This window comes from Mesorhizobium sp. NFR06 (assembly GCF_900115245.1).
Classification (GTDB): domain Bacteria; phylum Pseudomonadota; class Alphaproteobacteria; order Rhizobiales; family Rhizobiaceae; genus Mesorhizobium.
This window is the reverse complement of record NZ_FOVT01000006.1, coordinates 13,400-38,426: the sequence shown is the minus strand read 5'-3', so window position 1 is coordinate 38,426 and position 25,027 is coordinate 13,400. Positions and strand designations below refer to the sequence as shown.

Annotated in this window: 33 protein-coding genes, 1 pseudogene and 1 riboswitch; of the genes and pseudogenes, 18 read left to right on the top strand and 16 right to left on the bottom strand. The window is 65.5% G+C overall.

Annotation, left to right across the window (positions count from 1 at the left end):
* Nucleotides 1–172: 172 nt before the first annotated feature.
* Nucleotides 173–394 carry a hypothetical protein gene (locus tag F3H96_RS12695; RefSeq protein ID WP_149802090.1) on the top strand — a complete coding sequence of 74 codons (222 nt, stop codon included), beginning with the start codon at nt 173–175 and terminating at the stop codon, nt 392–394.
* 168 nt (nt 395–562) lie between these two features.
* On the opposite strand, the gene F3H96_RS12690 is transcribed toward F3H96_RS12695, so the two are convergent.
* Nucleotides 563–871: a DUF982 domain-containing protein gene (locus tag F3H96_RS12690; protein WP_244619981.1), complete on the bottom strand. Its 309-nt coding sequence runs from the start codon at nt 869–871 to the stop codon at nt 563–565.
* Nucleotides 872–1,147: 276 nt separating this feature from the next.
* Between F3H96_RS12690 and F3H96_RS12685 the strand changes: the two genes are divergently transcribed.
* From F3H96_RS12685 to F3H96_RS12675, 3 genes are all read left to right on the top strand, one after another.
* Nucleotides 1,148–1,447: a DUF1236 domain-containing protein gene (locus tag F3H96_RS12685; protein WP_149802089.1), complete on the top strand. Its 300-nt coding sequence runs from the start codon at nt 1,148–1,150 to the stop codon at nt 1,445–1,447.
* Nucleotides 1,448–1,591: 144 nt separating this feature from the next.
* The gene (locus F3H96_RS12680) at nt 1,592–1,801 is read left to right on the top strand and encodes a hypothetical protein (RefSeq protein ID WP_149802088.1); all 210 of its coding nucleotides are present in this window, start codon (nt 1,592–1,594) and stop codon (nt 1,799–1,801) included.
* Nucleotides 1,802–1,895: 94 nt separating this feature from the next.
* Nucleotides 1,896–2,135 carry a DUF2934 domain-containing protein gene (locus tag F3H96_RS12675; RefSeq protein ID WP_149802087.1) on the top strand — a complete coding sequence of 80 codons (240 nt, stop codon included), beginning with the start codon at nt 1,896–1,898 and terminating at the stop codon, nt 2,133–2,135.
* A 240-nt stretch (nt 2,136–2,375) separates the two neighbouring features.
* Here the strand turns inward: F3H96_RS12675 and F3H96_RS12670 are convergent, their stop codons facing one another.
* From F3H96_RS12670 to F3H96_RS12655, 3 genes are all read right to left on the bottom strand, one after another.
* Nucleotides 2,376–2,585, bottom strand: coding sequence for a hypothetical protein (locus F3H96_RS12670; RefSeq protein ID WP_149802086.1), 210 nt, complete (start codon nt 2,583–2,585; stop codon nt 2,376–2,378).
* A 310-nt stretch (nt 2,586–2,895) separates the two neighbouring features.
* Nucleotides 2,896–3,243, bottom strand: coding sequence for a hypothetical protein (locus F3H96_RS12660; protein ID WP_149802084.1), 348 nt, complete (start codon nt 3,241–3,243; stop codon nt 2,896–2,898).
* A gap of 105 nt (nt 3,244–3,348) precedes the next feature.
* The gene (locus tag F3H96_RS12655) at nt 3,349–4,434 is read right to left on the bottom strand and encodes a GSU2403 family nucleotidyltransferase fold protein (protein WP_149802083.1); all 1,086 of its coding nucleotides are present in this window, start codon (nt 4,432–4,434) and stop codon (nt 3,349–3,351) included.
* A gap of 202 nt (nt 4,435–4,636) precedes the next feature.
* A riboswitch (TPP riboswitch) is annotated at nt 4,637–4,749 on the top strand.
* On the opposite strand from F3H96_RS12655, the gene F3H96_RS12650 reads away from it, so the two are divergent.
* The 4 genes from F3H96_RS12650 to F3H96_RS12635 all read left to right on the top strand — a co-directional run bounded on the left by F3H96_RS12650 (nt 4,740) and on the right by F3H96_RS12635 (nt 8,106).
* Nucleotides 4,740–5,348 carry a YkoF family thiamine/hydroxymethylpyrimidine-binding protein gene (locus F3H96_RS12650; RefSeq protein ID WP_149802082.1) on the top strand — a complete coding sequence of 203 codons (609 nt, stop codon included), beginning with the start codon at nt 4,740–4,742 and terminating at the stop codon, nt 5,346–5,348. (Overlaps the previous riboswitch by 10 nt.)
* A 132-nt stretch (nt 5,349–5,480) precedes the next feature.
* Nucleotides 5,481–6,323: an ABC transporter permease gene (locus F3H96_RS12645; protein ID WP_244620010.1), complete on the top strand. Its 843-nt coding sequence runs from the start codon at nt 5,481–5,483 to the stop codon at nt 6,321–6,323.
* Nucleotides 6,320–7,099, top strand: coding sequence for an ABC transporter ATP-binding protein (locus F3H96_RS12640; RefSeq protein WP_149802081.1), 780 nt, complete (start codon nt 6,320–6,322; stop codon nt 7,097–7,099). The genes F3H96_RS12645 and F3H96_RS12640 overlap by 4 nt, the downstream gene beginning before the upstream one ends.
* Nucleotides 7,096–8,106 carry an ABC transporter substrate-binding protein gene (locus F3H96_RS12635; RefSeq protein ID WP_149802080.1) on the top strand — a complete coding sequence of 337 codons (1,011 nt, stop codon included), beginning with the start codon at nt 7,096–7,098 and terminating at the stop codon, nt 8,104–8,106. The genes F3H96_RS12640 and F3H96_RS12635 overlap by 4 nt, the downstream gene beginning before the upstream one ends.
* Before the next feature lie 84 nt (nt 8,107–8,190).
* Here F3H96_RS12635 and F3H96_RS12630 read toward each other — a convergent pair whose 3' ends face one another.
* The 3 genes from F3H96_RS12630 to F3H96_RS12620 form a co-directional block, all read right to left on the bottom strand.
* Complete coding sequence (locus F3H96_RS12630; RefSeq protein WP_149802079.1) at nt 8,191–9,138, bottom strand: tetratricopeptide repeat protein; 948 nt, start codon at nt 9,136–9,138, stop codon at nt 8,191–8,193.
* Between the two features lie 18 nt (nt 9,139–9,156).
* Entirely contained in the window at nt 9,157–10,029 is an 873-nt protein-coding gene (locus tag F3H96_RS12625) for a DUF2167 domain-containing protein (RefSeq protein ID WP_149802078.1), read from the bottom strand.
* A gap of 164 nt (nt 10,030–10,193) precedes the next feature.
* Nucleotides 10,194–10,826: a S24 family peptidase gene (locus tag F3H96_RS12620; RefSeq protein WP_149802077.1), complete on the bottom strand. Its 633-nt coding sequence runs from the start codon at nt 10,824–10,826 to the stop codon at nt 10,194–10,196.
* An 80-nt stretch (nt 10,827–10,906) separates the two neighbouring features.
* Here F3H96_RS12620 and F3H96_RS12615 point away from each other — a divergent pair, with 80 nt between their 5' ends.
* From F3H96_RS12615 to F3H96_RS12590, 5 genes are all read left to right on the top strand, one after another.
* Nucleotides 10,907–11,263: a hypothetical protein gene (locus tag F3H96_RS12615; RefSeq protein ID WP_244619980.1), complete on the top strand. Its 357-nt coding sequence runs from the start codon at nt 10,907–10,909 to the stop codon at nt 11,261–11,263.
* Nucleotides 11,264–11,692: 429 nt separating this feature from the next.
* The gene (locus F3H96_RS12605; RefSeq protein ID WP_149802075.1) at nt 11,693–12,487 is read left to right on the top strand and encodes a GcrA cell cycle regulator; all 795 of its coding nucleotides are present in this window, start codon (nt 11,693–11,695) and stop codon (nt 12,485–12,487) included.
* 52 nt (nt 12,488–12,539) lie between these two features.
* Nucleotides 12,540–13,238, top strand: a complete 699-nt coding sequence (locus F3H96_RS12600) for a hypothetical protein (RefSeq protein ID WP_149802074.1) — start codon at nt 12,540–12,542, stop codon at nt 13,236–13,238.
* Nucleotides 13,195–13,464: a hypothetical protein gene (locus F3H96_RS12595; protein ID WP_188131372.1), complete on the top strand. Its 270-nt coding sequence runs from the start codon at nt 13,195–13,197 to the stop codon at nt 13,462–13,464. Before F3H96_RS12600 ends, F3H96_RS12595 begins: the two co-directional genes overlap by 44 nt.
* Nucleotides 13,465–13,711: 247 nt before the next feature.
* Nucleotides 13,712–14,308 (top strand): DUF6456 domain-containing protein, encoded by a 597-nt coding sequence (locus F3H96_RS12590; protein ID WP_149802072.1) that lies wholly within the window; start codon nt 13,712–13,714, stop codon nt 14,306–14,308.
* Nucleotides 14,309–14,592: 284 nt separating this feature from the next.
* Here the strand turns inward: F3H96_RS12590 and F3H96_RS12585 are convergent, their stop codons facing one another.
* From F3H96_RS12585 to F3H96_RS12570, 4 genes are all read right to left on the bottom strand, one after another.
* Complete coding sequence (locus F3H96_RS12585) at nt 14,593–15,861, bottom strand: DUF763 domain-containing protein (RefSeq protein ID WP_149802071.1); 1,269 nt, start codon at nt 15,859–15,861, stop codon at nt 14,593–14,595.
* 277 nt (nt 15,862–16,138) lie between these two features.
* Nucleotides 16,139–16,450, bottom strand: a complete 312-nt coding sequence (locus F3H96_RS12580) for a hypothetical protein (protein ID WP_149802070.1) — start codon at nt 16,448–16,450, stop codon at nt 16,139–16,141.
* A 153-nt stretch (nt 16,451–16,603) separates the two neighbouring features.
* Entirely contained in the window at nt 16,604–16,936 is a 333-nt protein-coding gene (locus F3H96_RS12575) for a hypothetical protein (RefSeq protein WP_149802069.1), read from the bottom strand.
* A 173-nt stretch (nt 16,937–17,109) separates the two neighbouring features.
* The gene (locus tag F3H96_RS12570; protein ID WP_149802068.1) at nt 17,110–17,406 is read right to left on the bottom strand and encodes a hypothetical protein; all 297 of its coding nucleotides are present in this window, start codon (nt 17,404–17,406) and stop codon (nt 17,110–17,112) included.
* 197 nt (nt 17,407–17,603) lie between these two features.
* Between F3H96_RS12570 and F3H96_RS12565 the strand changes: the two genes are divergently transcribed.
* Nucleotides 17,604–17,957, top strand: a complete 354-nt coding sequence (locus F3H96_RS12565) for a cupin domain-containing protein (protein ID WP_149802067.1) — start codon at nt 17,604–17,606, stop codon at nt 17,955–17,957.
* 202 nt (nt 17,958–18,159) lie between these two features.
* Here F3H96_RS12565 and F3H96_RS12560 read toward each other — a convergent pair whose 3' ends face one another.
* On the bottom strand, nt 18,160–20,178 hold the full coding sequence (locus F3H96_RS12560; RefSeq protein ID WP_149802066.1) for an acyltransferase family protein: 2,019 nt from the start codon (nt 20,176–20,178) through the stop codon (nt 18,160–18,162).
* Between the two features lie 384 nt (nt 20,179–20,562).
* Here F3H96_RS12560 and F3H96_RS31615 point away from each other — a divergent pair.
* Nucleotides 20,563–20,683 (top strand): annotated as a pseudogene (locus tag F3H96_RS31615) (GIY-YIG nuclease family protein); the annotation flags it as partial.
* A 177-nt stretch (nt 20,684–20,860) separates the two neighbouring features.
* Here F3H96_RS31615 and F3H96_RS12545 read toward each other — a convergent pair.
* The 3 genes from F3H96_RS12545 to F3H96_RS30475 form a co-directional block, all read right to left on the bottom strand.
* Nucleotides 20,861–21,082 carry an alkylphosphonate utilization protein gene (locus tag F3H96_RS12545; RefSeq protein WP_149802064.1) on the bottom strand — a complete coding sequence of 74 codons (222 nt, stop codon included), beginning with the start codon at nt 21,080–21,082 and terminating at the stop codon, nt 20,861–20,863.
* 65 nt (nt 21,083–21,147) lie between these two features.
* Entirely contained in the window at nt 21,148–21,633 is a 486-nt protein-coding gene (locus F3H96_RS12540) for a RidA family protein (RefSeq protein ID WP_149802063.1), read from the bottom strand.
* 283 nt (nt 21,634–21,916) lie between these two features.
* The gene (locus F3H96_RS30475; RefSeq protein WP_188131371.1) at nt 21,917–22,069 is read right to left on the bottom strand and encodes a hypothetical protein; all 153 of its coding nucleotides are present in this window, start codon (nt 22,067–22,069) and stop codon (nt 21,917–21,919) included.
* Nucleotides 22,070–22,082: 13 nt separating this feature from the next.
* On the opposite strand from F3H96_RS30475, the gene F3H96_RS12535 reads away from it, so the two are divergent.
* The 3 genes from F3H96_RS12535 to F3H96_RS31510 all read left to right on the top strand — a co-directional run bounded on the left by F3H96_RS12535 (nt 22,083) and on the right by F3H96_RS31510 (nt 23,549).
* Complete coding sequence (locus F3H96_RS12535; RefSeq protein ID WP_188131370.1) at nt 22,083–22,643, top strand: hypothetical protein; 561 nt, start codon at nt 22,083–22,085, stop codon at nt 22,641–22,643.
* Between the two features lie 110 nt (nt 22,644–22,753).
* On the top strand, nt 22,754–22,846 hold the full coding sequence (locus F3H96_RS12530; RefSeq protein ID WP_149802062.1) for a putative RiPP precursor: 93 nt from the start codon (nt 22,754–22,756) through the stop codon (nt 22,844–22,846).
* Nucleotides 22,847–23,426: 580 nt separating this feature from the next.
* Nucleotides 23,427–23,549, top strand: coding sequence for a hypothetical protein (locus F3H96_RS31510; RefSeq protein WP_280177774.1), 123 nt, complete (start codon nt 23,427–23,429; stop codon nt 23,547–23,549).
* A gap of 524 nt (nt 23,550–24,073) precedes the next feature.
* Here the strand turns inward: F3H96_RS31510 and F3H96_RS12525 are convergent.
* Nucleotides 24,074–24,970: a LysR family transcriptional regulator gene (locus F3H96_RS12525; RefSeq protein ID WP_149802360.1), complete on the bottom strand. Its 897-nt coding sequence runs from the start codon at nt 24,968–24,970 to the stop codon at nt 24,074–24,076.
* Nucleotides 24,971–25,027 lie beyond the last annotated feature (57 nt).

Below are 25,027 nucleotides of genomic sequence, written 5' to 3'. Positions count from 1 at the left end.
CGGCTGGCCGTTAACCAGTATTAATTCGTTACCAAATGCTAACGGAACCTTCGCTTGGGCATCGCGTTGGCGCATCTGTGTTCGCATCTGCCTCAACCAGAACACAAGCGTGCGCAGGATGCGGATTCGGGCGGCGGCAAAATAGGCACGGGTGGGGAGGAGACTGACCAACATGTCGAGACGAGAAATAGGAACATCCCCTTCGCTTGGGATGCGCGTCGCCGATCTGAAAGCCAGGATGCGGGACGCCCGGATCACCGAACATGAGATGAAGACCTTCCAGAAGGTCGCGGCCATCATGGGGGGCGGCGAGGGCTCCCTACGTATTGACGCGGACGACCTGATCGCCGCGTCCTTCGTCACCGAGGCGCTGGGCGAATCGACGCCGAACTGACAGCCCACCAGCCGAAGATAACCGACCGATCCAGTCGACCGCCGGCCGTCAAGGCGGCGGTCCGCGGCGGCGCGGCGCAACCCGTTTTCAGGGAGGCGCGCCAGATCCATGGCAGGCCGCCGCGCATGGCGCGACCAGGTGGCCGCAGGGCTCGATGAAGGCGAGGGTTTATCGCGGCACGTGTCGCTGTTGCTGAGCCCGGCCTTCGCGAACCCGGTTGCGCCGGATCTTTGCTTCGCGCAGCACCGCGACCGGGTCGGCGCCGGTCCATTCGATCCCGGCCTTCCTCGCGAACAGCACGAACGCCTGCCGCGCCTGGTCGAGATCGATGTCTCCGGCCCGCGCCGCCTCGCAGGCGCGCACCGCCAGGCAGTAGCTTTCGCCCCTTGAGGCCAGCGGCCATTCCTTGAGAAAGTTCTGCATCGCGGTGAGCGACGCGATCTCGCGCTTGAAGCCGGCGCCCACGGCGATGGCCACCGGGGCTGGAAGCTGGATGTCGCTTCTGATGGAACCTTCTCGCATGGCCACGGCACTCTCTCTCGGCTCCAAAGCTTTGGGGATTTCAAAGCCTTGGGGATTTCAAAGCCTTTCAATGCGGAGCCGATGCGAAGGTTCCGCCAGATCAATTAGTCGTCGCTGACGGAACAACACCTTGCCGGCAGCGTTTGCCCCAGGAGCTCCCATGTTCGACCTGTCTGTGTTTCCGCCCCCGCGGAGACTGGCGGAGCTCGCCAACGCAACAGGAGAGAAACGATGAAAACCACCCTCATTCCAGCTGTCGCCGGTCTGGCTCTGATGGCCGGCGTCGGCGTCGCGGCCGCGGACGAGGTGATCATCACCCCCGAGCAGCACACCGTGGTCAAGGAATATGTCCACAGGCATCCGGTCGCCTCGGTCAATGTGCTCGGCCTCGAGCTCGGCATCGGTTCGACTGTGCCGGACACGGTTGAGCTGCAGACTGTGCCCGACGTGCAGTACCGCTATGCGGTCGTCAACGACCACACGGTGCTGATCGACCCCAGCACGCGCAGGGTCGTCGAGGTAATCCAGTAACGCCTGGTTCCTTGGAGAGCCCGATGGGAGCCCGATCCTTCCCCGACCCATCGGCGAAGGATCGGGCTCTTCTCGCATTTGTGCATAGTGTCTAAAATGAGCAGCGGTTTGGGAGGCAACGAATTTCGGGAAGGAGCCGTTGCCATGCATCACCCACACGTCGAATCACCTGACATCGCCAAGAACGTCGACAAGCTTCTGGCCGAGCATTGCACCGGCCTGTTGTCGATGAAGGACGCGATAGCGATCCTGCGCAAGCGCACGGGAACCGAGCGCTCCGACGCCGATCTGGCCGGATTGATTACGAAGAAGGCAGCTTTTCTTGGCGTCGCCATCGTCGCCGACGAGCACTGAAGAAATCGCAGCCGAAGTTCGGCATCGGCAAGACGCCGCATGAAAATTCGGCTAAAGTTCGTGCCGGGGAACGTCCCAACCTTAGGAGGCGACAGTGACGGACGACAGGCACGAACGCATTCGCCAGCGCGCGCACGAGATCTGGGAGCAGGCCGGCCGCCCCGAAGGCGCCCATATGGAGCATTGGGAGCAGGCGACGGCCGAGATCGATGCCGAGAGCAAGCCGAAGAAGGCTGCCAAGAAGGCAGCCGCCGCCAAGGTCGACAAGCCGAAGGCCGCCAAGGCCGAGAAGCCCGTCAAGGCAAAGGCTCCCGCCAAGAAGGCCAAGGCCTGACGTCCAGCCAACAGCGCCCGTTTCCATTTCCCAACCAGGTCGCGCCCGGCCGCTCTTGCCGCGCCCGACCTTGTCTCGGGCGGGCATTCGGCCTGCGGCTAAGCCAGCGCCCACCGGCGCCGTGCGCCGGGCGAAGGTTTCGCCCGCGCACGCCAGCTGACCGGCACGCTGGGCATCGCCCTTGCCGGCGGTCAGCCCGGCGGCAGTGGGGCAATGCGGTTTGGTTGGTAAGGGAAGACGCTAGCGCCCCGTTTGCTTTCTGGCGTAGAGGGCGACCGCGCAGCGGAGGGCAAGCGCGGCGGTGTCGCAGGCGGCCCGCGACGGCGACGGCCCCTTGGCGAAAAGCACCGCGTCCGCGACGGGGACCGTCAGTCCGTGCTTTCTTGCGAACGAGGTGACTTCATAGGGCTGATCGTCGGGTTGTATGCCGATGTCGATTTGCTGTTGCATCAAACGTGTTCCTCCCTGCTACGCGGCTTACTCTCCTTTGCCTGAGAGGAATTAACTACCGGCCGCTCGCCCGCGTCCACCAATTGGCAATTGTGTAAAACGATGCATTTTCCAAGGAGTGGCGCAAGGGTTGCAAAGGCCTGCCAGGGCCGGTGCCGGTCCCTAGAGCTTTTCACCGTTCCACGGAAACGGCGGAAAGCTCTATCTCTTTGTTTTGACACAATTCCTGACGGAAAACCGTGTCGCACTTTTCCTGGAATTGCCCTGAAGCGCGTCGCCTGAATCCGTATCGACGCGACGCGTAGGCGGATCACTCCCAGGCATCGCTCGACCTGGCAAACCGCACGCCGGCGGCAAGCATGGCGCTTTCGCATTCGCTGATCAGCCTGAGATTGCGCAGGTATCGCGCCACCGTCTCCGGCAGCCAGGCGGCGCAGGCCTCGACATAGGCGCGGCCATGCACCAGCGTGCCGGTCGAAAGCCGCTCCTCCTTCGCGGCGATCACCTTCAGATATTGCCGGATGAAGCGGATGTCGTCGGCGATGTCCTGGCTGGCCATGCGCCAGGCCGAAGCGAGACGTTCGCGCTCGGCGAGCGGCAAGGGCGACTGCAAGGGGCGGGAGAGGTCGGCGAAAGCGGCATGGTTCGCGGTGTTCAAGCAAATCCCCTCAAAGTAAGGGAAATATCGTACTTTATGTACGAAGAACAAGCAAGCGAGAATCGTACAATTTGAACGATGAACGCTCTCCCATTGAGGGGCGATTCATGGCCGCGTCGTAAAACCTTCGAGATTAATGCCATTTGCATCGAGAGCTTTGCCCAAGACGAGCTTGAGCATTTCCCGCCTGTCCGGCTGAAGCAGTTGCAAGCCCGTGCGTAGCGCCTCGCGCCAGGCGTCGCCTCGCTCCCACGCTTCCGCGAAGGCGTGGGCAAGGTCATCCTGCCTCCGCGTTGCATCCAACGCCTCGACCAGCAGGCTCGCCTGGTGGAGGTCTTTATCCCGCTTGGCAGCAGCGCTTCGCTCGCGGCGCGCCGCTACGATCAGTTTGTGGACGGCGAAGCGCTCGGGCGAGGGGACCAGCACCGGCACGCCGGAGCGATGCAAGAGCACCGTCCGCACCGGATCGCGGATCAGGAAATCGAGGAAGCGCAGCGGCTGCGCTGAAGCGCCGCCGAGCGAAGGCATCGGGCTCGCATGGTCGGCGTGATCGTCGCTGCCGCGGTTGGGGGTGAGGAACTCGATCCGGTAGCGCGCGGCGTTCTCGTATTGTGTCGCGCGGCCGGCATCCGTCCGGTGCGGGATTTCGCGGAACGTCGCGTCGACCGCCTTCAACACCTCGATGACCGGCGGCAGGCTGTCCCCCACTTCGGCCGAAACGGAATGGAACTGCGCGAAGTCGGCATCGCCGGTCTGCAGCGCGGCGCCTGGAAGGCGCACACCCAGATATCCGGCATAGGTCTGGAACGCGACCGTGCCGACGAGCACGGCGCGCAGGCGGAAGAGCCCGGCCTTTTCCAGCGCCTCGACGACATCGCCGGTGAAAGGTTCGGGCGCGGTGAGGTGAGCATCGCGGACAAGCGTGGAGACCAGCTTACGGCGGCTCCTGAGATCGTCCTTGATCTCCCGGAAAGCCGCGACCCGCTTGGCGATCTCAGGATCCTCGGCCGGGCCGACATAGCGCCTCGTTTTCTCGGGGCGGGTTTCCTCGAAATACCAGTAGTCGCGGCCCTTGACCGGCACGCGCACGAAATTGCCCGCCGTCGAGAAGTCCGTCTCGAAGGAGGCGTCCAGGCTGCGCTGCACCAGCTCGGCATAGAGGGTGCGATAGGCGAGATCGATGGTCTTCATGGCCTGCTTTCCCATCGTGGTTGAATTATAAGAATTATACAATTCTCTTATAACTGAAGCATGCCGGGCTGGATTGCAAGGCGGTTATAAGAAAATGGTGAAGATCTTATAACGTGGACAATCTCCCCAAGGGGAGATGCCCTTGGCCCAATCGACGCCGTCAAAAAAAGCTTTCCCAAGCGCCCGAACAGTGCTTTAACGCGCCCATCCACAGGGGTGCTCCGTACGGTCGGGGCTGAGATGGGGGCAGCAAGCCTCCGGACCCTAAAGCTGATCTGGATAATACCAGCGGAGCGAGGCGGGCCATGTTTTCCGGCGCACAGATTTCCCTCTATCCCATGGCCGACGATTTCGTCGGCGTCATCCTTGGCGCGCTTGGCGCGCTCGATCCCTGGCGCGACAGGCTGAGGATCGAGACCGACGACATTTCGACACTGCTGGTCGGGCCGCCCGAAGTGCTGTTTCCGGCCATGCGCGACCTGTTCGTGGCAGCCGCCGGAAGCGGCAAGCACTGCGTGCTGTCGGCCGCCGTCTCGCGCGGCTGCCCCGGCGAGCCGGACGATCCGATCTGCCGCTCGCACGAGATCGGCGGCCCGGCGATTCCGCTGGAGGAGCGTAAGCTGGCGGCGCTGCGCGCCGTGCAGGCAACGCCTTCGACCAACCAGCCCACGGCGGCGCAGTTCTCGCTCTATGTCATGGGCACCGGCGACCACATGGACGAGATCTATGGCTGCATCGATTTCCTGAAGCAGTCCGGCGTCTATGAGCGCTCCAAGCATTTCTGCACCAAGCTGCGCGGCGACGCCGGCGCGGTGTTTGCCACGCTCGCCGAAGCCTTCTGCCGCTTCGGCCCGAGTGCGGGCCACGTGACCCTCGACATCACCGTTTCGGCAAACAGCCCGAGCGCGGTTTGAGCGCGTAGCGCTGCCGAGGTAAATGTCGTGGCTGTTTCGTTCGATCCAATGCGTGGGGGAATTATCCCTGCATCCGACCGCCTCTCGGAAGAGGGAGTGGGGCCATCGGCGATTGGCGAAAGCCGGGGCGACATCCAATCTCCCCCACAAGGGGGGAGATCAGCCGTCACTTCGGCTCTCGCCAAGGCTGTCCCCGCCGTCCTCGCTTTCGCGCTGCTCCTCACCGCTTGGGAGCTCTACGCCCGCCTCGGCGGCATCGCGCCGACCATGCTGCCCGCGCCCTCCCGCGTGCTGCAGCAAGCCTGGGAGAACCGCGCGGCGCTCGCTGAAAACGCGCTGCCCACCATCCGCGCCACGCTGGCCGGCTTCGCCTGTTCGCTCCTTGCCGCCTTCATCCTCTCGGCGCTGGTCGATTTCCTGGCCCCGTTACGCCGCGCGCTGTTGCCGCTGCTGATCGCCAGCCAGACCCTGCCGCTGGTGGCGATCGCGCCGCTGGTGGTGCTGTGGTTCGGCTTTGGGCTTCTGCCGAAAATCCTGCTGGTGGCGCTGGTCACGTTCTTCCCGATGATGGTGGCGCTGGTCGAGGGCTATGCCGCGACCGAGAAGGAGATCGCCCAGATGCTTGCCGCGATGGGGGCGGGGCGCTGGCGCATCTTCCGGCTGGCGCGGCTGCCGTCGGCGCTGCCCTATTTCTTCGCCGGCTTGAGGATCTCCATCACCTATGCCGTGGTCGGCGCGATCTTCGCCGAATATGCGGGCGCGGCCAAAGGGCTGGGCATCTACATGCTCAGCGCCAAGAACAATTTCCGCCCCGACCTGGTGCTCGCCGCCGTCGCCGTCAGCTCGGTTCTGACACTGGCGCTGTTCGGACTTGCCGTGCTCGTCCAACAGATCGCCATGCCCTGGGAAAATGCAAGGAGCGGGAAGGCGGGCCGCGAAGCCAGGTCCGACCCATCCGCGCAGGATCGGCCATGACCCGGCTCGAGCTCCGCGACGTCCGCAAAAGCTTCGGCGCGCTCGAGGTGCTGGCCGGCGTGTCGCTTGATGTCGGCGCCGGCGAGTTCGTCTCGATCCTCGGCCCTTCCGGCGCCGGCAAGTCGACGCTGTTCCAGCTGCTCACCGGCGCGTTGAAGGGCGAGGGCTCGATGCGCTTCGACGGCGCGCCGCTCGACGATCACGGCGCCCGTTTCGCCTTCATGCCGCAGCGCGACGCGCTGATGCCGTGGCGGCGCGTCATCGACAATGCGACGCTCGGGCTCGAGGTGCAGGGGCTCTCGCGCCGCGCCGCGCGCCAGCGTGTCGCGCCCTTGTTCGCCGGGTTCGGCCTTGCCGGCTTCGAGCGCGCCTGGCCGGCCGAGCTTTCGGGCGGCATGCGCCAGCGCGCCGCCTTGCTGCGCACTGTGGTGCAGCAGCGCGACATGCTTTTGCTCGACGAGCCGTTCGGCGCGCTCGACGCGCTGACGCGGGCCGCCATGCAGCGCTGGCTGGAGACGATGTGGCAAGGCAACCGCTGGACGGCGCTGCTGATCACCCATGACGTGCGCGAGGCGGTGCTCCTGTCCGACCGCATCTACGTGCTCTCGGCGCGGCCCGCCCGCGTGGTGAGCGAGGTGGCGGTGCCGCTGCCGCGCCCGCGCACCGAAAGTGCGGCGCTCGCCCGCGAGGCGGCCGCGATCGAGGCCGGCATCCTCGACACGCTGCTTGGCCAGCCGATCCCGATTTCCCGATCATCCGATGGAGAGTTGAAATGACCGACTTCACCCGCCGCCAGGCGCTGTTTCTGGCTCTGGCCGCCGGCCTGCCGCTGCCCACCATCGCCAGGGCCGCCACGCCGCAAAAAATCACCGTCGCGCTGGACTGGACCGTCAACACCAACCACATCGGACTGTTCGTCGCCCGCGACAAGGGCTTTTACCGCGATGCCGGTCTCGACGTCGAAATCCTGCCCTATGGCGACACCGGCTCGGGCACGCTGGTCGCCAACCGCGTCGCCGATTTCGGCATTTCCGGTTCACTCGGCCTGTTCACCCAAAAGAGCGCCGGCGCCGACCTGAAAGCCGTCTACGCCGTCGTCCAGTCCGAGACCGGCCGCGTCGTCTTCAACGCCGACCGCGCCGCGATCAAAAGCCCGAAAAATCTCGACAGCCTGACCTATGGCGGCTTCGGCAGCGCCTGGGAGAACGCGCTGCTCCGGACCATCATCCGCCATGACGGCGGCAAGGGCGATTTTTCGACCGTGACGCTCGGCACCTCGGCCTATGAGGCGCTGGCCAATGGCGCCGTCGATTTCACGCTGGAAGTTTCGACCTGGGAAGGCGTCGAGGCCGAGCTGAAGGGCTTGAAGCAGCGCAGCTTCCGCTACGCCGATTACGGGGTGCCGGACGAGCACACCACGCTGATCGTTTCCAGCAACGCCTTCCTCGCCGCAGACCCGAAGCGGGCGGCAGCCTTCGTCCAGGCAACGCGGCGCGGCTACGCGCTCGCCGTCGATCGCGCCGAGGAAGCCGGCGAGCTGCTGATCGCCGCCAACAAGGACACGCTGACCAATCCGGCGCTGGTGCACGCCTCGCTGAAGGCGCTGAACGATGGGCACTTTTTGAAGAACGCGAAAGGCGCCATCGGCACGATGGACAAGGCGAAGATGGAGGCGATGGGCGGCTATCTGTTTGCGTCGGGGATATTGCTCGACGGCAACGGCAAGGCGCTGAAGGAGAAGCCGGATGTCGGAGCGTATTTCACGAATGAGTTTTTGGGGTAGGCCGTCAACACGGCCAATCTCGCCCCGTGAGGGGAGATTGGCCGCGCGGCTGCCGGCACCAATCGCCGCCGCACGAGGTGGCGTCTACTTCTCCCCAAGGCCAAGCGCCGCCTTCCGGTCCGCCTCGGCGCGTTCGCGGTTCCCCTTCGCCTTCCAGGAGGCGCTTCGGGCACTGTAGAAATCGGCGGATTTCCGGTTGAGCGCGATGGCGTGGTCGTAGTCGACGATGGCTTGGTCGTGGTCGCCTTTGTGCGCCCAGGCGAGACCCAGCCCGTAGTACGCGTCGGCCAGTTTGGGATCGAGATCCACGGCCCGGTCGTAGTCGGCGATGGCGCGGTCGTCGTCGCCCTTATGCGACCAGGCGACGCCTCGGCTGTAGTAGGCGTAGGGATCGGCGCCAGCCGGATCGACGCCAATCGCCTGGGTAAAATCGGCGATGGCGCGATCGTAATCGCCGCTTTGCCCCCAGGCCGTGCCCCGGGCTAAATAGGCTCTGGCCTGTTTCGGGTCGATATCGATCGCCTGGGTGAAGTCGGCGATGGCGCGCTCGTAATTGCCCTTGGATGCCCAGGCCGCGCCCCTGTTCTGGTAAGCGTCGGCGCCATTGAAACCGAAGCTGATCGCCTGGCCGAAATCGGTGATGGCCCGGTTGTCGTCACCCTTGCCCGACCAGAAGATGCCCCGATTGTAGTAGGCAACGGCATATTTCGGATCGATATTGATCGCGTCGTCGCTGTCGGCGATGGCGCGGTCATAATCACCCTTTGCGGCCCACGCATAGGCGCGCTTGAAATAGGCTATTGCGCGCTTGTCGGCGCGCCCGGCCTTGTCCTCCACGATATGTGTGCAGGCTTCGAGCCGCCGATCGGGGTCGGTCCCATTGCCAATACAGGCTGCATAGGTCAGATTTGCGGCGATCCCCATGGCGCCCCGGAAGTCGAGGACGACGAGGCCGGCCAGCAGAAGCAACAGCGGCAGGCGCCATTTTCGCACCAGTCCTATCAACCGGCTGTCATCCGCTCGCTCGGCCATGCGCCGGTTATCCAGCGATCAGCTATCGGCCTTGTTGCGTTTGAACAGCTTTCTCAGCCAGACCAGCGGCAGAAGCAGCAGGAAGGCGCCCTTTTTCAGCACCACCAGCGCCAGCGCGATGAGGCCGACGCCCGCGGCCTTGCCGTATTTGACGCCGAGCATTGCCGCCAGCACGCCCATCGCGCCGTAGCCCGCTACCTTGTCGCCGCTGGAGAATTCAAAATAGGAGCTTCCGGCCTTCGGCTTGTAGGCGGCGGCCGACGCCTCGACGATCTTCTGCACGGATTCGGCCGCGATGTTGCCGTTCACCGGCACGATCTTCATCGGCACATAGCCCTGCCGGTCGAAGATCGAGACCGAGATGTTGATCGTCCTGTCGCCGCCCCAGTTGAGGATGTTGGCGTAGTAGAGGATGTTCTTGCCCTTATCGATCTGCGGATAGACGAGCCAGCCGTCGAAGCGGATGTCCTGTCCGACGCGCTGCGATTGCGCCTTCACCGATTCCTTGAAGCTCTCCTCGATGGAGCTGATCTCCTCGTTACGATCGCCGGAATCCCAGTCCGCCAGGCTGACATAGCCGTCCGAAACGGGCTGTTCGACCGTGAGGTTATCGATCTCCGGCGTGAAGCCGAAGATCAGCTGGTCGATCGTGCCGCACTGGTCTCGGTCCCAGCCGAACTCCTTCACCACCAGGTTGCAGCGATCCTCCGGCTTCAGGTAGATGGCGCCGCCGCCAGCCGGAGTGATTGTGCCTCTGGCGGCGCTCAGAGGCTGGGTAAAATTTTGCGGGTGATAGTCCATGTCCTCGCCATGCACTATGGCCGGCTCCGCCAGGAAGCAGGCATGCGCCACCAGGATGAAAATCAGATTTTCCCTGACCGATTTGTTCACGACCCCCTCCCAGCAACGGGACCCCAGCCTCACGCATCCGTGATCTAACGGGATTTCGAAGACAAGCACAAGTCGCAAAAGTTCTTTTTTTGTTCTTTGTGTAGACTGTGACTGCTCTACACTGCTGGTAGGGCGGCGAGCCGCTCGCTGCCGCGGCGCTACCCTCACATATCGATCATCGACCGCTTCACCCGCCCGATGATCGTGATCGCGCCTTCCAGCTCCGGCGGGGGAATGTCCAGGTAGGACGCCGGCTGGAAGGGCGGGTTGTCGTTCGGGCGCCAGCGCTTGTAGGTGGCCCGTCCCGTCTCGTCGGAAATCACGTAGCAGCCATTGGTCACCAGCCGCTTGTCGCGCAGGTTGACGAAGATGATCGAATCCGGCGGCGAGATCTTGTTCATCGACGGCCCGTCGACGCGCAGCGCGATCCACTCGCCTTCCTCGAGGTCGGCGGTGGGAATGGTCGGATAGTCGGAGAGGTTGACGACGCTGTCCTGGCTGCCGAGTTCGCCGGCGCTGATCCAGGACACGATCGGCACGTCTATGGTGACGGGCGAGGGCGCAAGGTGGACGGGCGCCGCTTCCGCGCCGTCGCCGTTGAACAGGAGCCAGCCGGGATCGACGCCGAACAGCCGGCCGTATTTCTCCGCCGCCTTGCGCGACAGCGGCCGGTTGCCGTTCTCGTGGCTGATCAGCGTGTTCTTGTTGATGTCGCGCAGCGCGCGCGCCGCATCGCTGGGCGAAGCATAGCCGGCCTGGGCTCGCGCCTGCTGCAATCTGTGCCGAGAATCCATCATCGTACAAAATGCCTGAAAATTATCGTCCAAAGTGTACGATTTCGCTTGCGTGCTTTTCGTACATAACGTACGCTTAGCGCATGAATGAGCATCCTGCAAGCATTTCCGCATTGCCCGTGATTCCGGCGCCGCCCGCCGGCGCCTTCGGGCCGCCGACGAACATCTCGGGGCCGCCCACGAGTATCTCGGGGCTGCCCACGAGTGTCTCGGGGCTTATCGACCGTTGGCAGAGCATTGGCGCTTTCGCCGCCGATGTCGGCTGCGGCTACGAGGCGGCGCGCCAGATGCGCCGGCGCGGCCGCATCGCGCCGCAGCACTGGCCGCATGTGGTCGCAGCGAGCCGCCGGCTGGGCGTTGCCGGCATCAGCTACGAATGGCTGGCCGGCCGCGCCGCTGCCCTGCAAGGGGCCGTCGCCATGCAAGGGGAGGCGGCATGAACGCGTTGCCCCCGTCTTTCCAATTCGACCCGTCTTTCCAATTCGAATCGTCCGGACTGTCCTCCTCCCCGGTCCGGCGCATTCCGGGGCGCTTGCCCCGGATCCGGCTGGACCGCCCGCACCCCGGTTCACCGGAACGGCCGGAGCCGTTCCTCCCCCGGCTCCGGCCGCCAATTCGGGCGGCACAAGCTGCATCCGCACCGAGGACGGCACCGTCATCCTGTTCGACCGGACGACGGGCCGGGCCGTGTCTGGCCTGACGCGCGCCGCGGCTGAAGCCAGGCTTCGCGAACTGGAAGGGGCCGCGCGCCCCGCCTGATCCCGACCCTTTTCCGAACCCGACCGACGGCCTCGCGGCCGAACCCTGGCGCTTGGCCTTCAGCCGAGCCCTTCGCAAGCCCATGCCCAAGCAATCAACGGAATGAGAAGATGGCAGCCTATACCGAGAAGGAAATCGACGAGATCGCCGCCTTGCTGAAGCAGGGGCTTTCGGCCTCGCGCATCGCCGGCCGCTTCAGCGCGCTGCGCGGCAGCCCCGTCTCGCGCAACGCCATCATCGGCATCGTCCACCGCAACGCCGGCTTGAGCGCCATCGGCTTCGCCAACCCCAAAGGCGGCCGCGCCGGCGGCAGGCCGAGGAAGCACGCCCGACCCGATCGTCCTGGCCGGCGGGGCAGGGTGGCGGCCGGAGGTTTGACCGAACCCGCCGCGCTTTCCAGACAGGCCGAGCTGATGGGGAACGCCGGCGCTGGAACTGCCAATCTCCCCCCTTGTGGGGGAGATGCCCGGGAGGGCAGAGGGGGGCGCTGTCCCGCCGGCGTCTCCGCTAATGAGTTCTCCGCGCAAACGGATGTCGTCGAGGCCCGTGCTGCCCCCAACCCCAAAAGACCCAAGTCCCGCAAGCCCGCGCGCACGCTGCCCCCAGCCTGGCTCGCCCTAGGCGAGCGCCAGAAATCCGAAGCGCAGCTCTACAAGCTTCCGGCGCCGCCGCCCCCGGTCAACCCTGGCCGCCAGCCGCATGTCGCGGCGATGCGCTTCCTCGATTGCTTGTTCGGCCGCTGCCGCGCCCCGCTCGACCTCGCGCTGCGCGATCCGGAGGATGATCCGCCCGGCGCGCGCCCCAGCCCCGACATGCTGTGCTGCGGGTTGCGCACCACCGGCGCACGCTCCTACTGCGCGCATCACCATGCCCGGTTTCATGGCCATCGCGGGAGGGGGATGTGAGGAGCGGGGGGAGATTGGCTAACCGCCACGGCCCCGCCGCTCCGGTCTTCCCATGAGCGGCACGATCTGGTCGAAATTCTTCTGGTCGGACTGGGAGTCCGATCCGAACCTGCGCCTTTGTTCGCTGGCTGCCCAGGGCCTGTGGATGCGCATGCTGTGCATTGCCGCATCACACGAGCCGATCGGCTATGTCGCGATCGCCGGCAAGGGACTGGAGGCGGCCGCGCTTGCCCGTCTTGCCGGTTGCGCGGAAGCCGAGCTTGGCGCGCTGCTCGGCGAGCTTGAACAAAACCGCGTCTTCTCGCGCGACCGCCACGGCCGCATCTATTCCCGGCGCATGGTAGCCGACGCCCGCAAGGCTCGGCTCGCGCGCCGCAACGGCCTCAAGGGTGGCAATCCAAGCCTTTCCAAGGAAAGGACTTTTTCGCCCTCGGATAAGCGGCGGGCGCGGGCAGGGGATAAGCGGCAGGATAGGCCCCAGAGTCCAGAAGCCATGAATCCAGAAGCCACGATTCCAACGGGAGAAAGCGCCCCGGCGTTTTCTCCCCGAACGAAGGCTGCCGCCTTCGCTTCGCGCAACAAGAAAGCATTTTCCGGACACTCATCAACACCGCAACGGCATCGCCGAAAAACCCATGTCGATGCCGCCAACGCAATCATCGAGGAGATCAATGACCGCAGCCGAATTGCAGCAGGCGGCGAAAGCCTTGGCCGCGATGTTCAGTTGCTTCCCGCAATCCGCGCTGGCTGACGCCGAGATGCAGCTGCGCGGCTATCTGGCGGCGGTGCAGGAAGCCGAGCTCGCCGACGTCCAGGCCGCCATCCAGCGCTTCATCCGCGGCGAGGCCAAGGTCGACAACGCCCAGTTCTGCCCGTCCAGCGCCCAGCTTTCGATCGAAGTGCGCGAGCGGCGGCTGATGCGGGAATTGATGGCGAAGCGGGGAGCGCAGTCACCTGTGAAGCTGGTGAAGGGATAGGCGCCAGCCAATTTCGATACGCCGGCGGGACAGCGCCCCCCCTCTGTCCTGCCGGACATCTCCCCCACGAGGGGGGAGATTGGCAGCTTCCCAGCCGCGCCTTTCCTGCAGCGTCGGCGATTGGCGAAACCCGCGAAGAGATTGATCTCCCCCCAAAGTGGGGGAGATGCCCGGCAGGGCAGAGGGGGGCGCGAAGGAACGCCGGCCTCTCCAGTTTGTCACCCCACCCCCACAAGGAACCCCACCCATGCCCCGCAAAGCCGCCAAAAAACCCCAGCCGCCGAAACTCCCCAAGGGCGAGGCCGAGCAGGTGCGCATCCGCCGCGAGGTCGGCCATGACTTCGCGCTGAAGCCCGACGCCTTCGGCCGCCAGCGCCTCACCGCCGGCACGGCCGAGGCGCGCCGCGTCTACGAGGTGTCCAACGGCGGCTACACCTCCACCGGCGGCGTCGTGCGCCTGCGCAATGTCGATCCTCTGGTCGGCATCACCTCCCTCAGCCGCCAGCAGCGCGAGGCCGGCCAGCGCTTTCGCGACGATTTCGAGCGCGCCGAGCGCCAGGGCCTGCAGCCGCAATCCTGGAGCGAGCGCGTCGACGGCGGCCGCGTCGGCGGCGGCATCCCCGACCGCGTGCTGTCAGCCGGCCGGGCGCATACCCACGCCGCCGCCGCCCTTGCCCATTGGGAGGTGGCGGAAGTGGTGCGCAAGACCTGCCTCGAAGGCCAGTCGGTGAAGGCTATCGCCGAACGCACCGGCGAGGGAAGGGATGTGGTGGTCAAGCTGCTGAAGGTCGGGCTGGATCTGCTGGCGGTGCATTACGGGATGATGGGAAGGCGGGCGGGGTGAGGCTCAGAAAGTTCTGGTTGATCGTGGGACCGCGCGGTTGCTTCGAAATTCCAGATTGCCCCCGTCGGCGCCGCCCCTCATCCGCCTGCCGGCACCTTCTCCCCGTGAACGGGGAGAAGAGGCTGCCCGCAACACCGGCGCCTGTTGTGCGACCTTTGGTGATTGGCGAAAGCCGCGGCCACAGCCCCTTTCTCCCCGTCACTATACGGGGAGAAATGCCCGGCAGGGCAATGAGGGGCGGCGCCGACCGATAGTCTTTGTCAGCGCGCCTCTAACGCGGCGCCTCAAGCGCCCTTCTTCAGCGGCTTCGGCTCTTCACTTTCGGGCCCCTTCTCCCAACCGAACACACTCCGTCCCCCCAACAAATGCGACTGGTCCATCTCGCCCGCGACAATCTCCTTCAAACTCGGCCCCGTCACATAGCGCTCCATCCGGCGTGATTCCCCATCCAGCCGCTTCAGCGCCTGCAGTTCCTCGTCGCGGCCGAGTCTCGCCTTGCTCACCGCCGATTTCAGCACCGAAATCGTCTCGTCATAGACCTTCAGCGGCACGGGGAAGGGGTGGCGGTCCTTGCCGCCGTGAGCGAGCGAGAAGCGCGCCGGGTCGGAGAAGCGGTAGGGCGCGCCGTGCACCACTTCCGAGACCATGGCCAGAGCCCGCACCGTGCGCGAGCCGACGCCGGGGACCAGCAGCAATTCAGGAAAATCCTTCGGCCCGCTTTCGATCGCCGAGGCGATGTTGCCGTGCAGGCGCCGCATGACGATGTCGCTCTCGCGCACGTCGTGATGCGCCGGCATGACGAGGTTGGGCAGCAGCGGCTGCGCGGCGGGTTCGGGCACAGGCCGCGGCTCCAGCACCGCAAGCTCGGCCAGGATCTTTTCCGGGCTCATCGTCTTCAAAAGCTCGACCTGGCTTCCGCGCGCTTTCTCCGCGCGATGGTCGGTGAGGTTGACGATCTCGCCCTGGCGCTCGCCCTCGATCGCCGCATGCGGCTGGTCGACGAAGCTCGTCAGCCCCTCGGACAGCCAGTGGTAGCGGCGCGCCTGGCGGGCGTCGCCGTTCATGCCCTGCTGCACCACCACCCAGCGCCCGTCATCGGTGACGATGAAACCGTGCAGATAGAGGTCGTAGCCGTCCTGAACGGCGGCGCTGTCCACCTTGGCGACGAGGCGGCTGGCAGTGGCAAGGGCCTCGCCGTCCATGCCGACGCGCTCGCCGATGGCCAGCAATTCGCCCGGCGTCTTGCGCGAGTGCGCGCCGCGTCCGCCACAGACATGGATGCCGAGCTCGCCCGCCATCGGGTTCAGCCCGCGCTTCAGCGCGCCGATGACGGAAGTGGTGATGCCGGAGGAATGCCAGTCCATGCCCATCACGGCGCCGAAGGACTGGAACCAGAAGGGATGCGCGAGACGCCGCAACAGCTCGTCGCGGCCGTAATGGTGGATGATCGCCTCGCACAGCACAGCGCCGAGCCTGGTCATGCGCTCGCCCAGCCATTTCGGAACCCGCCCGCCATGCAGCGGCAGGTCGGCGCTGCCGCTTCGCTGCGTCACCTGGTTTTCTCCTGAATGCCGGCGACTTAGATGGCATTTCGGCAGGGATTTGCAAGGCGAGGAAGCGGCGATCTCCCCTTGTGGGGGAGATGCCCGGGAGGGCAGAGGGGGGGCGCGACGGGACGCGGCTTATCGGTGTAGGCCGGGTACAAGGCGGCGACTTGCTAGGCAGCTGGAATGCCGACCGCTGAAATGCTGGCGGGACAGCGCCCCCCTCTGTCCTGCCGGACATCTCCCCCACAAGGGGGGAGATCAGCTAGTCGCCGGCCGCTGCTACCTAGTACCGGTAATAGTACCTATGGTGGTGTCTGTAATGGTGCCTATGGTGATGCCGATAGTGGTACATGTAGTATCGGTGGTACCTGTGGTATCGGTAGTGCCGGTAGTGCGGATAGCGCACGATATAGCCGGGGTAATAGTCGTCGTAATAGCGGTAGCCGCCATAATACGGGCCATAGTACGGGTGGTAGAACGGATAGGGCTCATAGGGGCCGACGCCGAAGCCGAAGAACACCCGCGCATCCGCCGGCGCGATCGTGGCCGCCGCCGTCGCGATGGCGACCGCCGAGGCAAGTACAAGCTTTTTCATGGCAACCTCCTCCTGAAGGTTCGCCATGACAACGCTTGAGGGGCCGAAAAGCTGCCGCAACGTCCCTCGCTTGCGCGAAAAATCAGCGGGATTGAAGGCGCGCGGGTTCCTTGTCGACCGTCATTCCATGCATGGCGGCCCGCCCCCGGCTCATTAGCCGCAGACGCGTGCTTCGCGCCAGACCCAGTGGTGATTGCGCCAATGCCTCACCATTTCGGTCCGGCATTGGCGTTGATACGCGTGCGGGTAGCGCATCACGTAGCCGCCGCCATGGCCGTCATAGGCGCCGGGGCCAGAATCGTAATAGGGGCCGCCCCAATATGGGCCGTAGAACGGATACGGACCATAGCTGTCGTAAAAGTCGCCGAAGGGGCCGAAGCCGAAATAGCCGCTGCCGGCACTGGCGAATGTTCGCGCATCCGCCGGCGTTGCCAGGGCCGCCGCCGAGGCGATGGCGATCACCGAAGCAAGTAGAAGCTTTCTCATGACAACCTCCTCCTGAAGGTTCACCGAGACAACGTCCGAGTCCCCCGAAAGGCCGCGCCGGGCGCATCGGGACAAGCAGGATTTAAAGGCTTTGCGAGGATCGGCTCGCGGTCGATCGCGCGGGACGGTTGCGGCCATCCCGCGCGATCATTCGGGACCGCTCGAATCACTCGTTAGTCGCAGACACGCACTTCTTCCACCACGCGGTGGTGGTGGCGCCAGTGTCTCACCAGCTCGATACGGCAATTGTCGCGATAATACCGGTGATGATAACGCACTACGTAACGCGGACGGTAGTAGTCGTCATCATAGACATGCCGGTAATAACGGTGCGGGTAATAGCCGTCGTAATAATCGTCATCATAACCGTTGCCGATGCCGATACCGAACTGGACGCTGCCGGCGCTGGCCGGCGCGATCGCGAACGCCGAGGCGATGGCGATCATCGAAGCAAGCAAGAGCTTTTTCATCGCTGCCTCCTTGAGGTTTCGATACGCCCCTTCGAGGTGATAACGGTTTCGTGAGGGCTGATGTTCCCTTGAAAATGCCGGCCGACATCTACCCTCATCGGAGGAGAGGCGTCGCGCGGTGTCGCAGCCTCGCCCGCGAGACTTCGCCCGATCCGCTATCTCCCCTGCCATCCAACCAGCAATCCAAGGAGTCCCCGATGACCAAGCCCACCATCGTCAAATTCGGCGCCGTCGAGAATGCCGATGGCGGCGACCTGCAGGGTTGGATCGCGGTCGAGGGCTCGCCCATCATGCAGACCGCCGTCCAGCACACCAGCGAGGACGGCAAGGTGATGTCCGGCACCTGGCGCGCGTCGCCCGGCACCTATCACGCCACCTATACCGACTATGAATTCGTCCACATGATCGCCGGCCGCATCATCATCACGCCCGATGGCGGCGCGCCGGTCGAGGTCGGTCCCGGCGACGCCTTCGTGGTCGAGGCGGATTTCAAGGGCACGTGGAAGATCCTCGAGCCGGTGACCAAGCATTTTGTCGTCGTAGTGGGGTGAGGGCGCGGCGGTGAAGCTGCCAATCTCCCCCCTCGTGGGGGAGATGGCCGGCAGGCCAGAGGGGGGCACTGTCCTGCCAACGTATCAATGCTTGGGCACTCTCCCATTTCATGGGCGAGAGCTTTATCGGGGGCGCAGCGTTCCTTCGCGCCCCCCTCTGCCCTGCCGGGCATCTCCCCCACAAGGGGGGAGATCAGCAGCTCTACCTTCCCACCTTGGAGATCACCCTCTTCTCCACCTCGGGCTCCAATGACTCCGCGAAGGGCGTCGCCATATGGTGCTGGTCGCGGAAGGCGAGCTTGCCGTCGATGAAGACGTGGCAGACGGTGGCGCCGCAGAAGCGGTCGGTGAGGTCGACGTAAGCAGCGTTGGGGATGCTGTCGACGATCTCGCGTTCCACCGCCGCCATCCTGTCGTTGGCGGCGTAGGCGCGCGTCTGGTCGCAGCGCGAGGGCGTTTCGTGGCGCCAAAGCGCCCGCGCCACGCAGGTGTCGATATCCCTGTCGTTGAACGGCACGTCGCGGATGAAGGCGACCTTGAGGCCGGCCTTGCTGAGGCTGGTGAGGGTGGAGCGCAGGCCGGCCCGCCAGTCGGCATCCTGGCGATCGGTGTCGCCGCCGCGGCCCGCCATCTTGCGCCCGCTGGTCAGCGCCAGTTCCGAGATGACCACCAGCGCCGGCCTTGCCTCGATGATCTCGGCGATCGCCTGCTCGCGCCAGCGGTCGCATTCAGAGTAGGGGCGCTTCAGCTCGGACGACCAGACGCTGATACGCGAGGCGCGGCAGGAGTTCTTCAGCCACGTCACCACCCGGTAGCCGTTTTTCCTGCCCGCCTCGATCAGCGGCGTCGACCAATGGTCGGCGTGGGAGTCGCCGAACAAGGCGATGCTGCGCTGGCCATCGCCGAACACGCAGGGTTTCGGCGTTACCGTCTCGTAGTCCTGCACGCAGCCTGCCCTGGCGCGGGCCGTGGAGGGTTCGGCCGCGCTCGCGGCGATGATGCGCTGCTGCGGATCGAGATCGCGCACGGCAAGCCTGGCATTGCCGTAGGCGGCTGCGACGCCGGTGCCGGTCAGGAGGAGGGCCGGCACCAGCGCCCGCGCCGCATTGGCCATCAGCCAGCCGTTGCGACGGATCGGGTTCTCGATGAGGTGGTAGCTGAGGCTGGACAGCGCCAGCGTCAGCGCAAGGCACAGCAATCGCCCGGCCGGCGTCAGCTCCGGCGCCAGCATGCCGGCATAGACGATCACCGGCCAGTGCCAGAGATAGATCGAATAAGACAGCTTGCCGACCCACTGCAAAGGTGGCAGCGCCAGGGCGGCGTTCACGCAATTCCCGGAAACGCGCATGGCGGTTTTCCGATCGGAATTGCGCAAACAAGGAGTGCCGTCCCTGGCGCCGGCCGCTCCCGCCTTGAGCAGAAGGACGGTGCCGGCCACCGGCACGAGCGCCAGAAAGCCGGGGAAGGGAGCGTCCTCGCTGAAGGTGAGATAAGCGACCCCGATCATCGCCAGGCCGGCCAGGCCCAACGCCCGCCCCAGCTGCGGACGCTCCTGCAGCAGCCGTGCCGGCGCCATCGATGCGAGGCCGCCGGCGGCAAATTCCCATGCGCGCAGCGGCGAAAAGTAGAACGCCCAGGGCTGCGAAACGCTCGTCAGCCAGGCGCAGAGGATGAAGGAGATGAGGCCGGTAATGCCGATCGCAAGCACGATGGCGCGCTTGCCGGGCTTCAGCCAGGCGGTCAGTATCAGCAGTGCCGGCCAGGCGAGGTAGAATTGCTCCTCGACCGACAGCGACCAGTAGTGGATGAACGGGTTGCTCGCCGCGTCATTGGCGAAATAGTCGAACGACCAGCGGATCAGCCACAGGTTGATCATATAGGCCGAGGCGAACATCGCGCCCTTGGAATAGAGCGCCTGCTCCTCCGGCGACAGGATGACCATGCCGAAGGCGAGCGTGGCGAGGATGACGAGCAGCGCCGCCGGCAGCAGGCGCCGCGCGCGCCGGGCATAGAAGCGCAGCAGGTCGACCCGGCCGGTGTCGGATATCTCGGCAACGAGATGGCGGGTGATCAAATAGCCGGAGATGACGAAGAAGATGTCGACCCCGGCGAAGCCGCCAGGCAACGCGGTCAGGCCGAAATGGAACGCGACGACACCCGCCACGGCCAGCGCTCGCAACCCTTCGATGTCGGGCCGGAATTCCTGCGCTGATGCTGACACGAATACGAACCTCGCTGTTCGTTCGTATCCCGCCTTGCGGCAAGCCTCCGCCCTCCGTGCCGATATCGCAATGCAACAAATCTAACGCAGTGCAACATAAGGGGAGGCGGCTGAGGAGCGGTGCCAAACAATGCTTCCGCGCGCTATGCCGGTGCTGCTTCCCATCAACCCCGGTACCGGCCGGCGCGGCGCCAGCGCAATCACCACGGCGCGGCTGCCACATTGGATTGGAGCGAACCTGTCGCGTTCGTCATTCTAGGGCGGAGCAAGGAGCGAAGCGACGCGGCGCAGACCCTAGAATCCATGCCGTTACGCCGGCCGTAAGATGCAGCGGTCCAGAATAGCGGCCGGTTTCGCCCTCCATGATTGCATGACCTACATGACCACGAACTGTATTTCGCCAATGCCATCCAGCGCGAGAAGTCATTGAAGCGCTGGTCCGCGCCACTGGAAGGTCGAGCCCATCGAGAAGACCAATCCGGAATGGTTCGAGCTCTTTCGTGGAATGGCTGGTGATCCTTCCGCACCGTCGAAGCGCTCATGCGTCACGGCATGGATTCTAGGGTCTGCGCGCGTCGCTTCGCTCCTTGCTCCGCCCTAGAATGACGAAGTCCGCGCGCTATGCCGGTGCTGCTTCCCAGGAAAGGCCGCACCCAGCCGCCGCAACGGAAGCGCCCCGCGATCACGCCTTCTTCAAAAACTCCGTCTTCAGCACCAGGCCCTTCACCTGCTTGGTGTTGCATTCGATCTCGCCGGGATTGCCGTTGAGGCGGATGTTCTTCACCAGCGTGCCGCGCTTGATCGTCTCGGACGTGCCCTTGACCTTGAGGTCCTTGATCAGGGTCACGGAGTCGCCATCCTTCAGCGGCGTGCCGTTACTGTCTTTCACGACGGCGTCTGTCATGGCGGGTCTTTCATCGGTTGGATGGTACCCGCCTATCGCGCCGACGAGCGGTCCGGTCAAGCCGATCACCTCGCAATCGTCACCTCGGCCTCGATCTCGACCGGGAGATCGAACGGCAGGGCGGCAACCCCGATTGCCGTGCGGGCATGGCGGCCGACCTCCGGCCCGAAGATCTCCAGGATGAGGTCGGAAAAGCCGTTCATCACCGCCGGGGTCTGGGTAAAGCCCGGCGCCGAATTGACCATGCCGTGCACGCGGCACCAGCCGGTGATCCGGTCGAGGCTTCCCAATTCCCGCTGGAGGCTGCCCAGCATCGACAGTCCGACTTTCCGTGCCGAGGCGCGCGCCTGCTCGGCCGATACGCTCTCGCCGACGGCGCCGAACGGACCGGCGAGCGAACCGTCCGGCTCCTGTGGCCCGTGGCCCGAGATATAGGCGCGCTCGCCGCGCACGTTCACCCAGGGAAAGGGCAGCACCATGCCCGGCGGCAGTTTCAAAGGCGGCGGCAACACGATGCCGAGCGCGGCAAGCTTTTCGTCGGCACCCGGCATGGCACGGCCCCCTCGCGCGGCGCCATTGCGGCGCCGGGCCGAGCTTCCCGGTTCGCCGGCCATTCGTCAAGAACCGCGTGCGCCGAAGCAGCCGGATCCGAAAAACCGACAAAAAACGTAGCCCGCGCGGACCGCGGCTTTGCGATCCACGCGGGCGGCGCCGGCCCCGCCGCCGACGCCAGCCCCCCAGCCCTCAGGCCGGCCGGGTGGCTGTTTGGTTCGGCCATTTGCCCGGCCGTTTCCTCACCGACAGGATGCCGCGAACGCGGTCACCTTGAGCCGGCTAGAACTGAATCCACAACGCCGGCGGATAGGCCTGGCCTGGATCGCCTTGCTGTGCTGTGGTTTTTTTGGTGCCGGCGGGCGCGATGCCGCCGGTGGCGTTCTGATCGAGCGGCGGCCGGGTTTTGCCGGCGCAGTTTTTCGTCTGGGTCATCAGGTGTTTCGTCTTGGCCTATTCGCGCGCCTGGTCGCCCTATTATCGCGGCCAGTTGATCAAGGGCCGGCTGTCGATCCAGCCGGGGCCGGGCCTGCATGGGCTGACGGCAACCTATAGCGAGACCTTGCCGACCGGGCCGTTGCAGCTCGGCGGCCCGGTGATGCCGGCAAAGCGGGCCCTCTATCTGCACCTCAAGGATGTCGGCGGCGACGGGCAGTTCTTTCTTTGCCTGTTTCCGCAAACGCAGCCGGTCAGCGCGCTCGGCGGCTATATGTGCGGCTCCGCCGTCATCGGCCCAGAGGCGCAGCCCTCGCTGACCCGGATCCTGCTGGTGCGGCTGCGCGACGCGGCATCCGATACCGGAACGTGGGGCGGTTACCTGCCTGCCGGCGCTTCGATCGCCGCCGACCTGGCGAGCCTCGGCATCGCGCTGGAGCGTCCGGAAGCGGTCGACCGCCAGCTCGGCGAATTCCTCGACGCCTATGGCGACGATCGCGCCATCCAGATCCCGCCGGGCGAGTTTCGCGCCATCCTCGACGTGTTCGACCGCCATTGGCTGCACGCGGGCTAAGCCGCGCCGGCCGAGTGCCGCGCGGCCGAATTGCCTCCTTGCTTGACGCGGCGGAGGCCGGGCATATGTTGCTTACCCATCTTTCGTCGTCGACCTGGCAGAGACAGCCGATGAAGAAACCGTATTGCAAACCGACGCTGGCCAGACGTGGCAGGCTTTCGGCGGTGACCGCCGCCGTGCCGTCCTCGGGCTTCTCGTTCTGAAGTCCCAAAAGTCGAGATCCAACCCAGGCACCGGCGCTTGGTTTCTAAGCAGGCAGGTTGAGGCTGGAAGCGGGACCGGCCAGGAGCGGGCGGTGCACCGCGCAGGTGCCCGCCCGTCCGGCGCCGCCGCCAAGCTGCTGAAACCCCGTCCGTCCCCAACAGCAACGGTCATGGCGTGACCAGTGGTCGCGAGGTGCCATTGGCGCGGTTTGCTGTCAACGCCGCCGGCGGGCGTCCGGAAAGCGCCTTTTGAGCCGTCTTTTCCTGCCTGGCGCGCCTTTTGCAACCATGCCGACGCCACGGCAAAGGGGCTTGAAATGGCGGAATTCCGGGCTTTTCCGGCGGCCCCTTGGCTGCTCCGGCCGTATCTGCCTATCCGCTTGAAGAGGCTGATTTTTCGACGGCCGGCGCATCGCCTTGACCCCGACTTTTTTTGGGTGCAATTCGGCAAGCGCAACATCGGCGCCGGGCGACGGCCGATCTTCGGCTCGAGACGAAATCCGACGCTTCTGTGAGACGCTTCATGATGTTCTCATGAAAGCATGGTAGGATGCTCCTGCATCGAACGGGGGAAGTTGCGATGGCCAATCGGTTGTTCGAAGTGCTTGCCAGACGGCGGTCATGGCTGGAGCGAATCCCATTGGGGCTTGTCCTCTTCCTGGCGACCCTGGTCGCCGCGCTGATGGGCGGCGCCAGCACCTGAAGCGCGCCGCCTTATTTCCGCTGTCCGATCGCCTTGAATTCGTAGGTGGGCCTGAGCTTCGTCGGCCTCGACTCTGACCCCGGCCGCTCCGTCAATGAATATGCAGAAAGTTCCCGCCCCAACACAGTGAACGGAAAAACCTCCCGGCTACTCCCGGCTGGCGGGTGCGCTGTAGCCGCGCAGGCCCGTTCCGTTGCAGGCCTGGCAGGTGACCCTTTGGCCCGGGCAATTGTCGCGCGATGCGCCCGGCGCACAGCATGTCCCGTTGGACGCCATCTGCTTCTCGCACTCGAACACCTTGCCGGCGCCCAGGCAGCGGGGGCAGGCGAACCTCCTGAATTCGTTCAAGCGAGCCTCCGGCTGTTTCACAGGCGCCCGGCAACGCGCCGACCATGCCGCGGGTTCCATCGGAGACGCGATTTGGCCCGCGCGACATTATACGTTAGTTAATGCTAATATTACAGGGCGCTGGTTTCGCGCCGTCGCGGCGGGCAGGGCGTTCGATCTCTTCCCTCGCGGGAAGATCATGCACTCCGCCCGCACACCTCCCTCACCAATCCCCGCAGCCAGCGATGCGCCGGATCGGCGTCGAGCCGCGGGTGCCACAACAGCGAGATCGTCAGCGTGGCGAGCTTCACCGGCAAGGCGAAGGTGAACAGGCCTTCGCGCAGCGTGCCGGTGTAGCGCTCCGGCACGGCGGCGATGAGGTCGGAGCCGCGGGCCAGCGCCAGCGCCTCGGCGAAGCCGCCGACCACGGTCGCGACCTTGCGCGTCAGCCCGGCGAGCTCCAGCGCGTCGTCCACCGGGCCGCGGTCGAGGCCGCGGCGCGAGATCAATATGTGGCGGCCGGCGGCGAAGCGGGCGGCGGTGATCCGGCCTTCGCTCAACGGATGGCCGGCCCGCGCGACGCCGACGAAGCGGTCGCGAAACAGCGCCTGCGCGCGCACCTCCGGCCCGGTCGAGCCGCCTACCACGCCGGTCTCCAGGTCGACTGCGCCCTCGCGCATCGGGCCGCTGTCCTTGTCGGGCTTGGGCACGAAACGCAATTGCACGCCCGGCGCCTCCTCGGCCACGCGGGCGAGCAGCGCCGGGCCGAAATTCTCGACGAAGCCGTCGCTGTTGCGCAGGGTGAAGCTGCGCGCGAGCCGCGTCAGGTCGAGCCGCTCGGCCGGCCGCAGCACCGCTTCCGCTTCCTTCACCAGCCGCCCGACCTCAGCGCCGAGCTCGACCGCGCGCGGCGTCGGCACCAGGCCGCGGCCGGCGCGTACCAGCAGCGGATCGCCGGTCGCCTGGCGTAACCTTGCCAGCGCCCGGCTCATCGCCGAGGGGCTGAGCCTAAGGCGCCGCGCGGCCCTGGCGACGCTGCCTTCGGCAAGCAGCACGTCCAGCGTGACGAGCAGGTTGAGATCGGGTCGCGACATGGCACGACCAATAGCACGGATTGGCGCGAACGACATGGCGTTTCATGCACTATTCAA

Coding starts and splice junctions, on each gene's coding strand:
- F3H96_RS12695 (WP_149802090.1), top strand. CDS start 173: ATGTCGAGACGAGAAATAGGAACATCCCCTTCGCTTGGGATGCGCGTC.
- F3H96_RS12685 (WP_149802089.1), top strand. CDS start 1,148: ATGAAAACCACCCTCATTCCAGCTGTCGCCGGTCTGGCTCTGATGGCC.
- F3H96_RS12680 (WP_149802088.1), top strand. CDS start 1,592: ATGCATCACCCACACGTCGAATCACCTGACATCGCCAAGAACGTCGAC.
- F3H96_RS12670 (WP_149802086.1), bottom strand. CDS start 2,585: ATGCAACAGCAAATCGACATCGGCATACAACCCGACGATCAGCCCTAT.
- F3H96_RS12655 (WP_149802083.1), bottom strand. CDS start 4,434: ATGAAGACCATCGATCTCGCCTATCGCACCCTCTATGCCGAGCTGGTG.
- F3H96_RS12650 (WP_149802082.1), top strand. CDS start 4,740: ATGTTTTCCGGCGCACAGATTTCCCTCTATCCCATGGCCGACGATTTC.
- F3H96_RS12640 (WP_149802081.1), top strand. CDS start 6,320: ATGACCCGGCTCGAGCTCCGCGACGTCCGCAAAAGCTTCGGCGCGCTC.
- F3H96_RS12635 (WP_149802080.1), top strand. CDS start 7,096: ATGACCGACTTCACCCGCCGCCAGGCGCTGTTTCTGGCTCTGGCCGCC.
- F3H96_RS12630 (WP_149802079.1), bottom strand. CDS start 9,138: ATGGCCGAGCGAGCGGATGACAGCCGGTTGATAGGACTGGTGCGAAAA.
- F3H96_RS12620 (WP_149802077.1), bottom strand. CDS start 10,826: ATGATGGATTCTCGGCACAGATTGCAGCAGGCGCGAGCCCAGGCCGGC.
- F3H96_RS12615 (WP_244619980.1), top strand. CDS start 10,907: ATGAATGAGCATCCTGCAAGCATTTCCGCATTGCCCGTGATTCCGGCG.
- F3H96_RS12605 (WP_149802075.1), top strand. CDS start 11,693: ATGGCAGCCTATACCGAGAAGGAAATCGACGAGATCGCCGCCTTGCTG.
- F3H96_RS12600 (WP_149802074.1), top strand. CDS start 12,540: ATGAGCGGCACGATCTGGTCGAAATTCTTCTGGTCGGACTGGGAGTCC.
- F3H96_RS12590 (WP_149802072.1), top strand. CDS start 13,712: ATGCCCCGCAAAGCCGCCAAAAAACCCCAGCCGCCGAAACTCCCCAAG.
- F3H96_RS12580 (WP_149802070.1), bottom strand. CDS start 16,450: ATGAAAAAGCTTGTACTTGCCTCGGCGGTCGCCATCGCGACGGCGGCG.
- F3H96_RS12575 (WP_149802069.1), bottom strand. CDS start 16,936: ATGAGAAAGCTTCTACTTGCTTCGGTGATCGCCATCGCCTCGGCGGCG.
- F3H96_RS12570 (WP_149802068.1), bottom strand. CDS start 17,406: ATGAAAAAGCTCTTGCTTGCTTCGATGATCGCCATCGCCTCGGCGTTC.
- F3H96_RS12565 (WP_149802067.1), top strand. CDS start 17,604: ATGACCAAGCCCACCATCGTCAAATTCGGCGCCGTCGAGAATGCCGAT.
- F3H96_RS12545 (WP_149802064.1), bottom strand. CDS start 21,082: ATGACAGACGCCGTCGTGAAAGACAGTAACGGCACGCCGCTGAAGGAT.
- F3H96_RS12540 (WP_149802063.1), bottom strand. CDS start 21,633: ATGCCGGGTGCCGACGAAAAGCTTGCCGCGCTCGGCATCGTGTTGCCG.
- F3H96_RS30475 (WP_188131371.1), bottom strand. CDS start 22,069: ATGACCCAGACGAAAAACTGCGCCGGCAAAACCCGGCCGCCGCTCGAT.
- F3H96_RS12530 (WP_149802062.1), top strand. CDS start 22,754: ATGAAGAAACCGTATTGCAAACCGACGCTGGCCAGACGTGGCAGGCTT.
- F3H96_RS31510 (WP_280177774.1), top strand. CDS start 23,427: ATGGCCAATCGGTTGTTCGAAGTGCTTGCCAGACGGCGGTCATGGCTG.
- F3H96_RS12525 (WP_149802360.1), bottom strand. CDS start 24,970: ATGTCGCGACCCGATCTCAACCTGCTCGTCACGCTGGACGTGCTGCTT.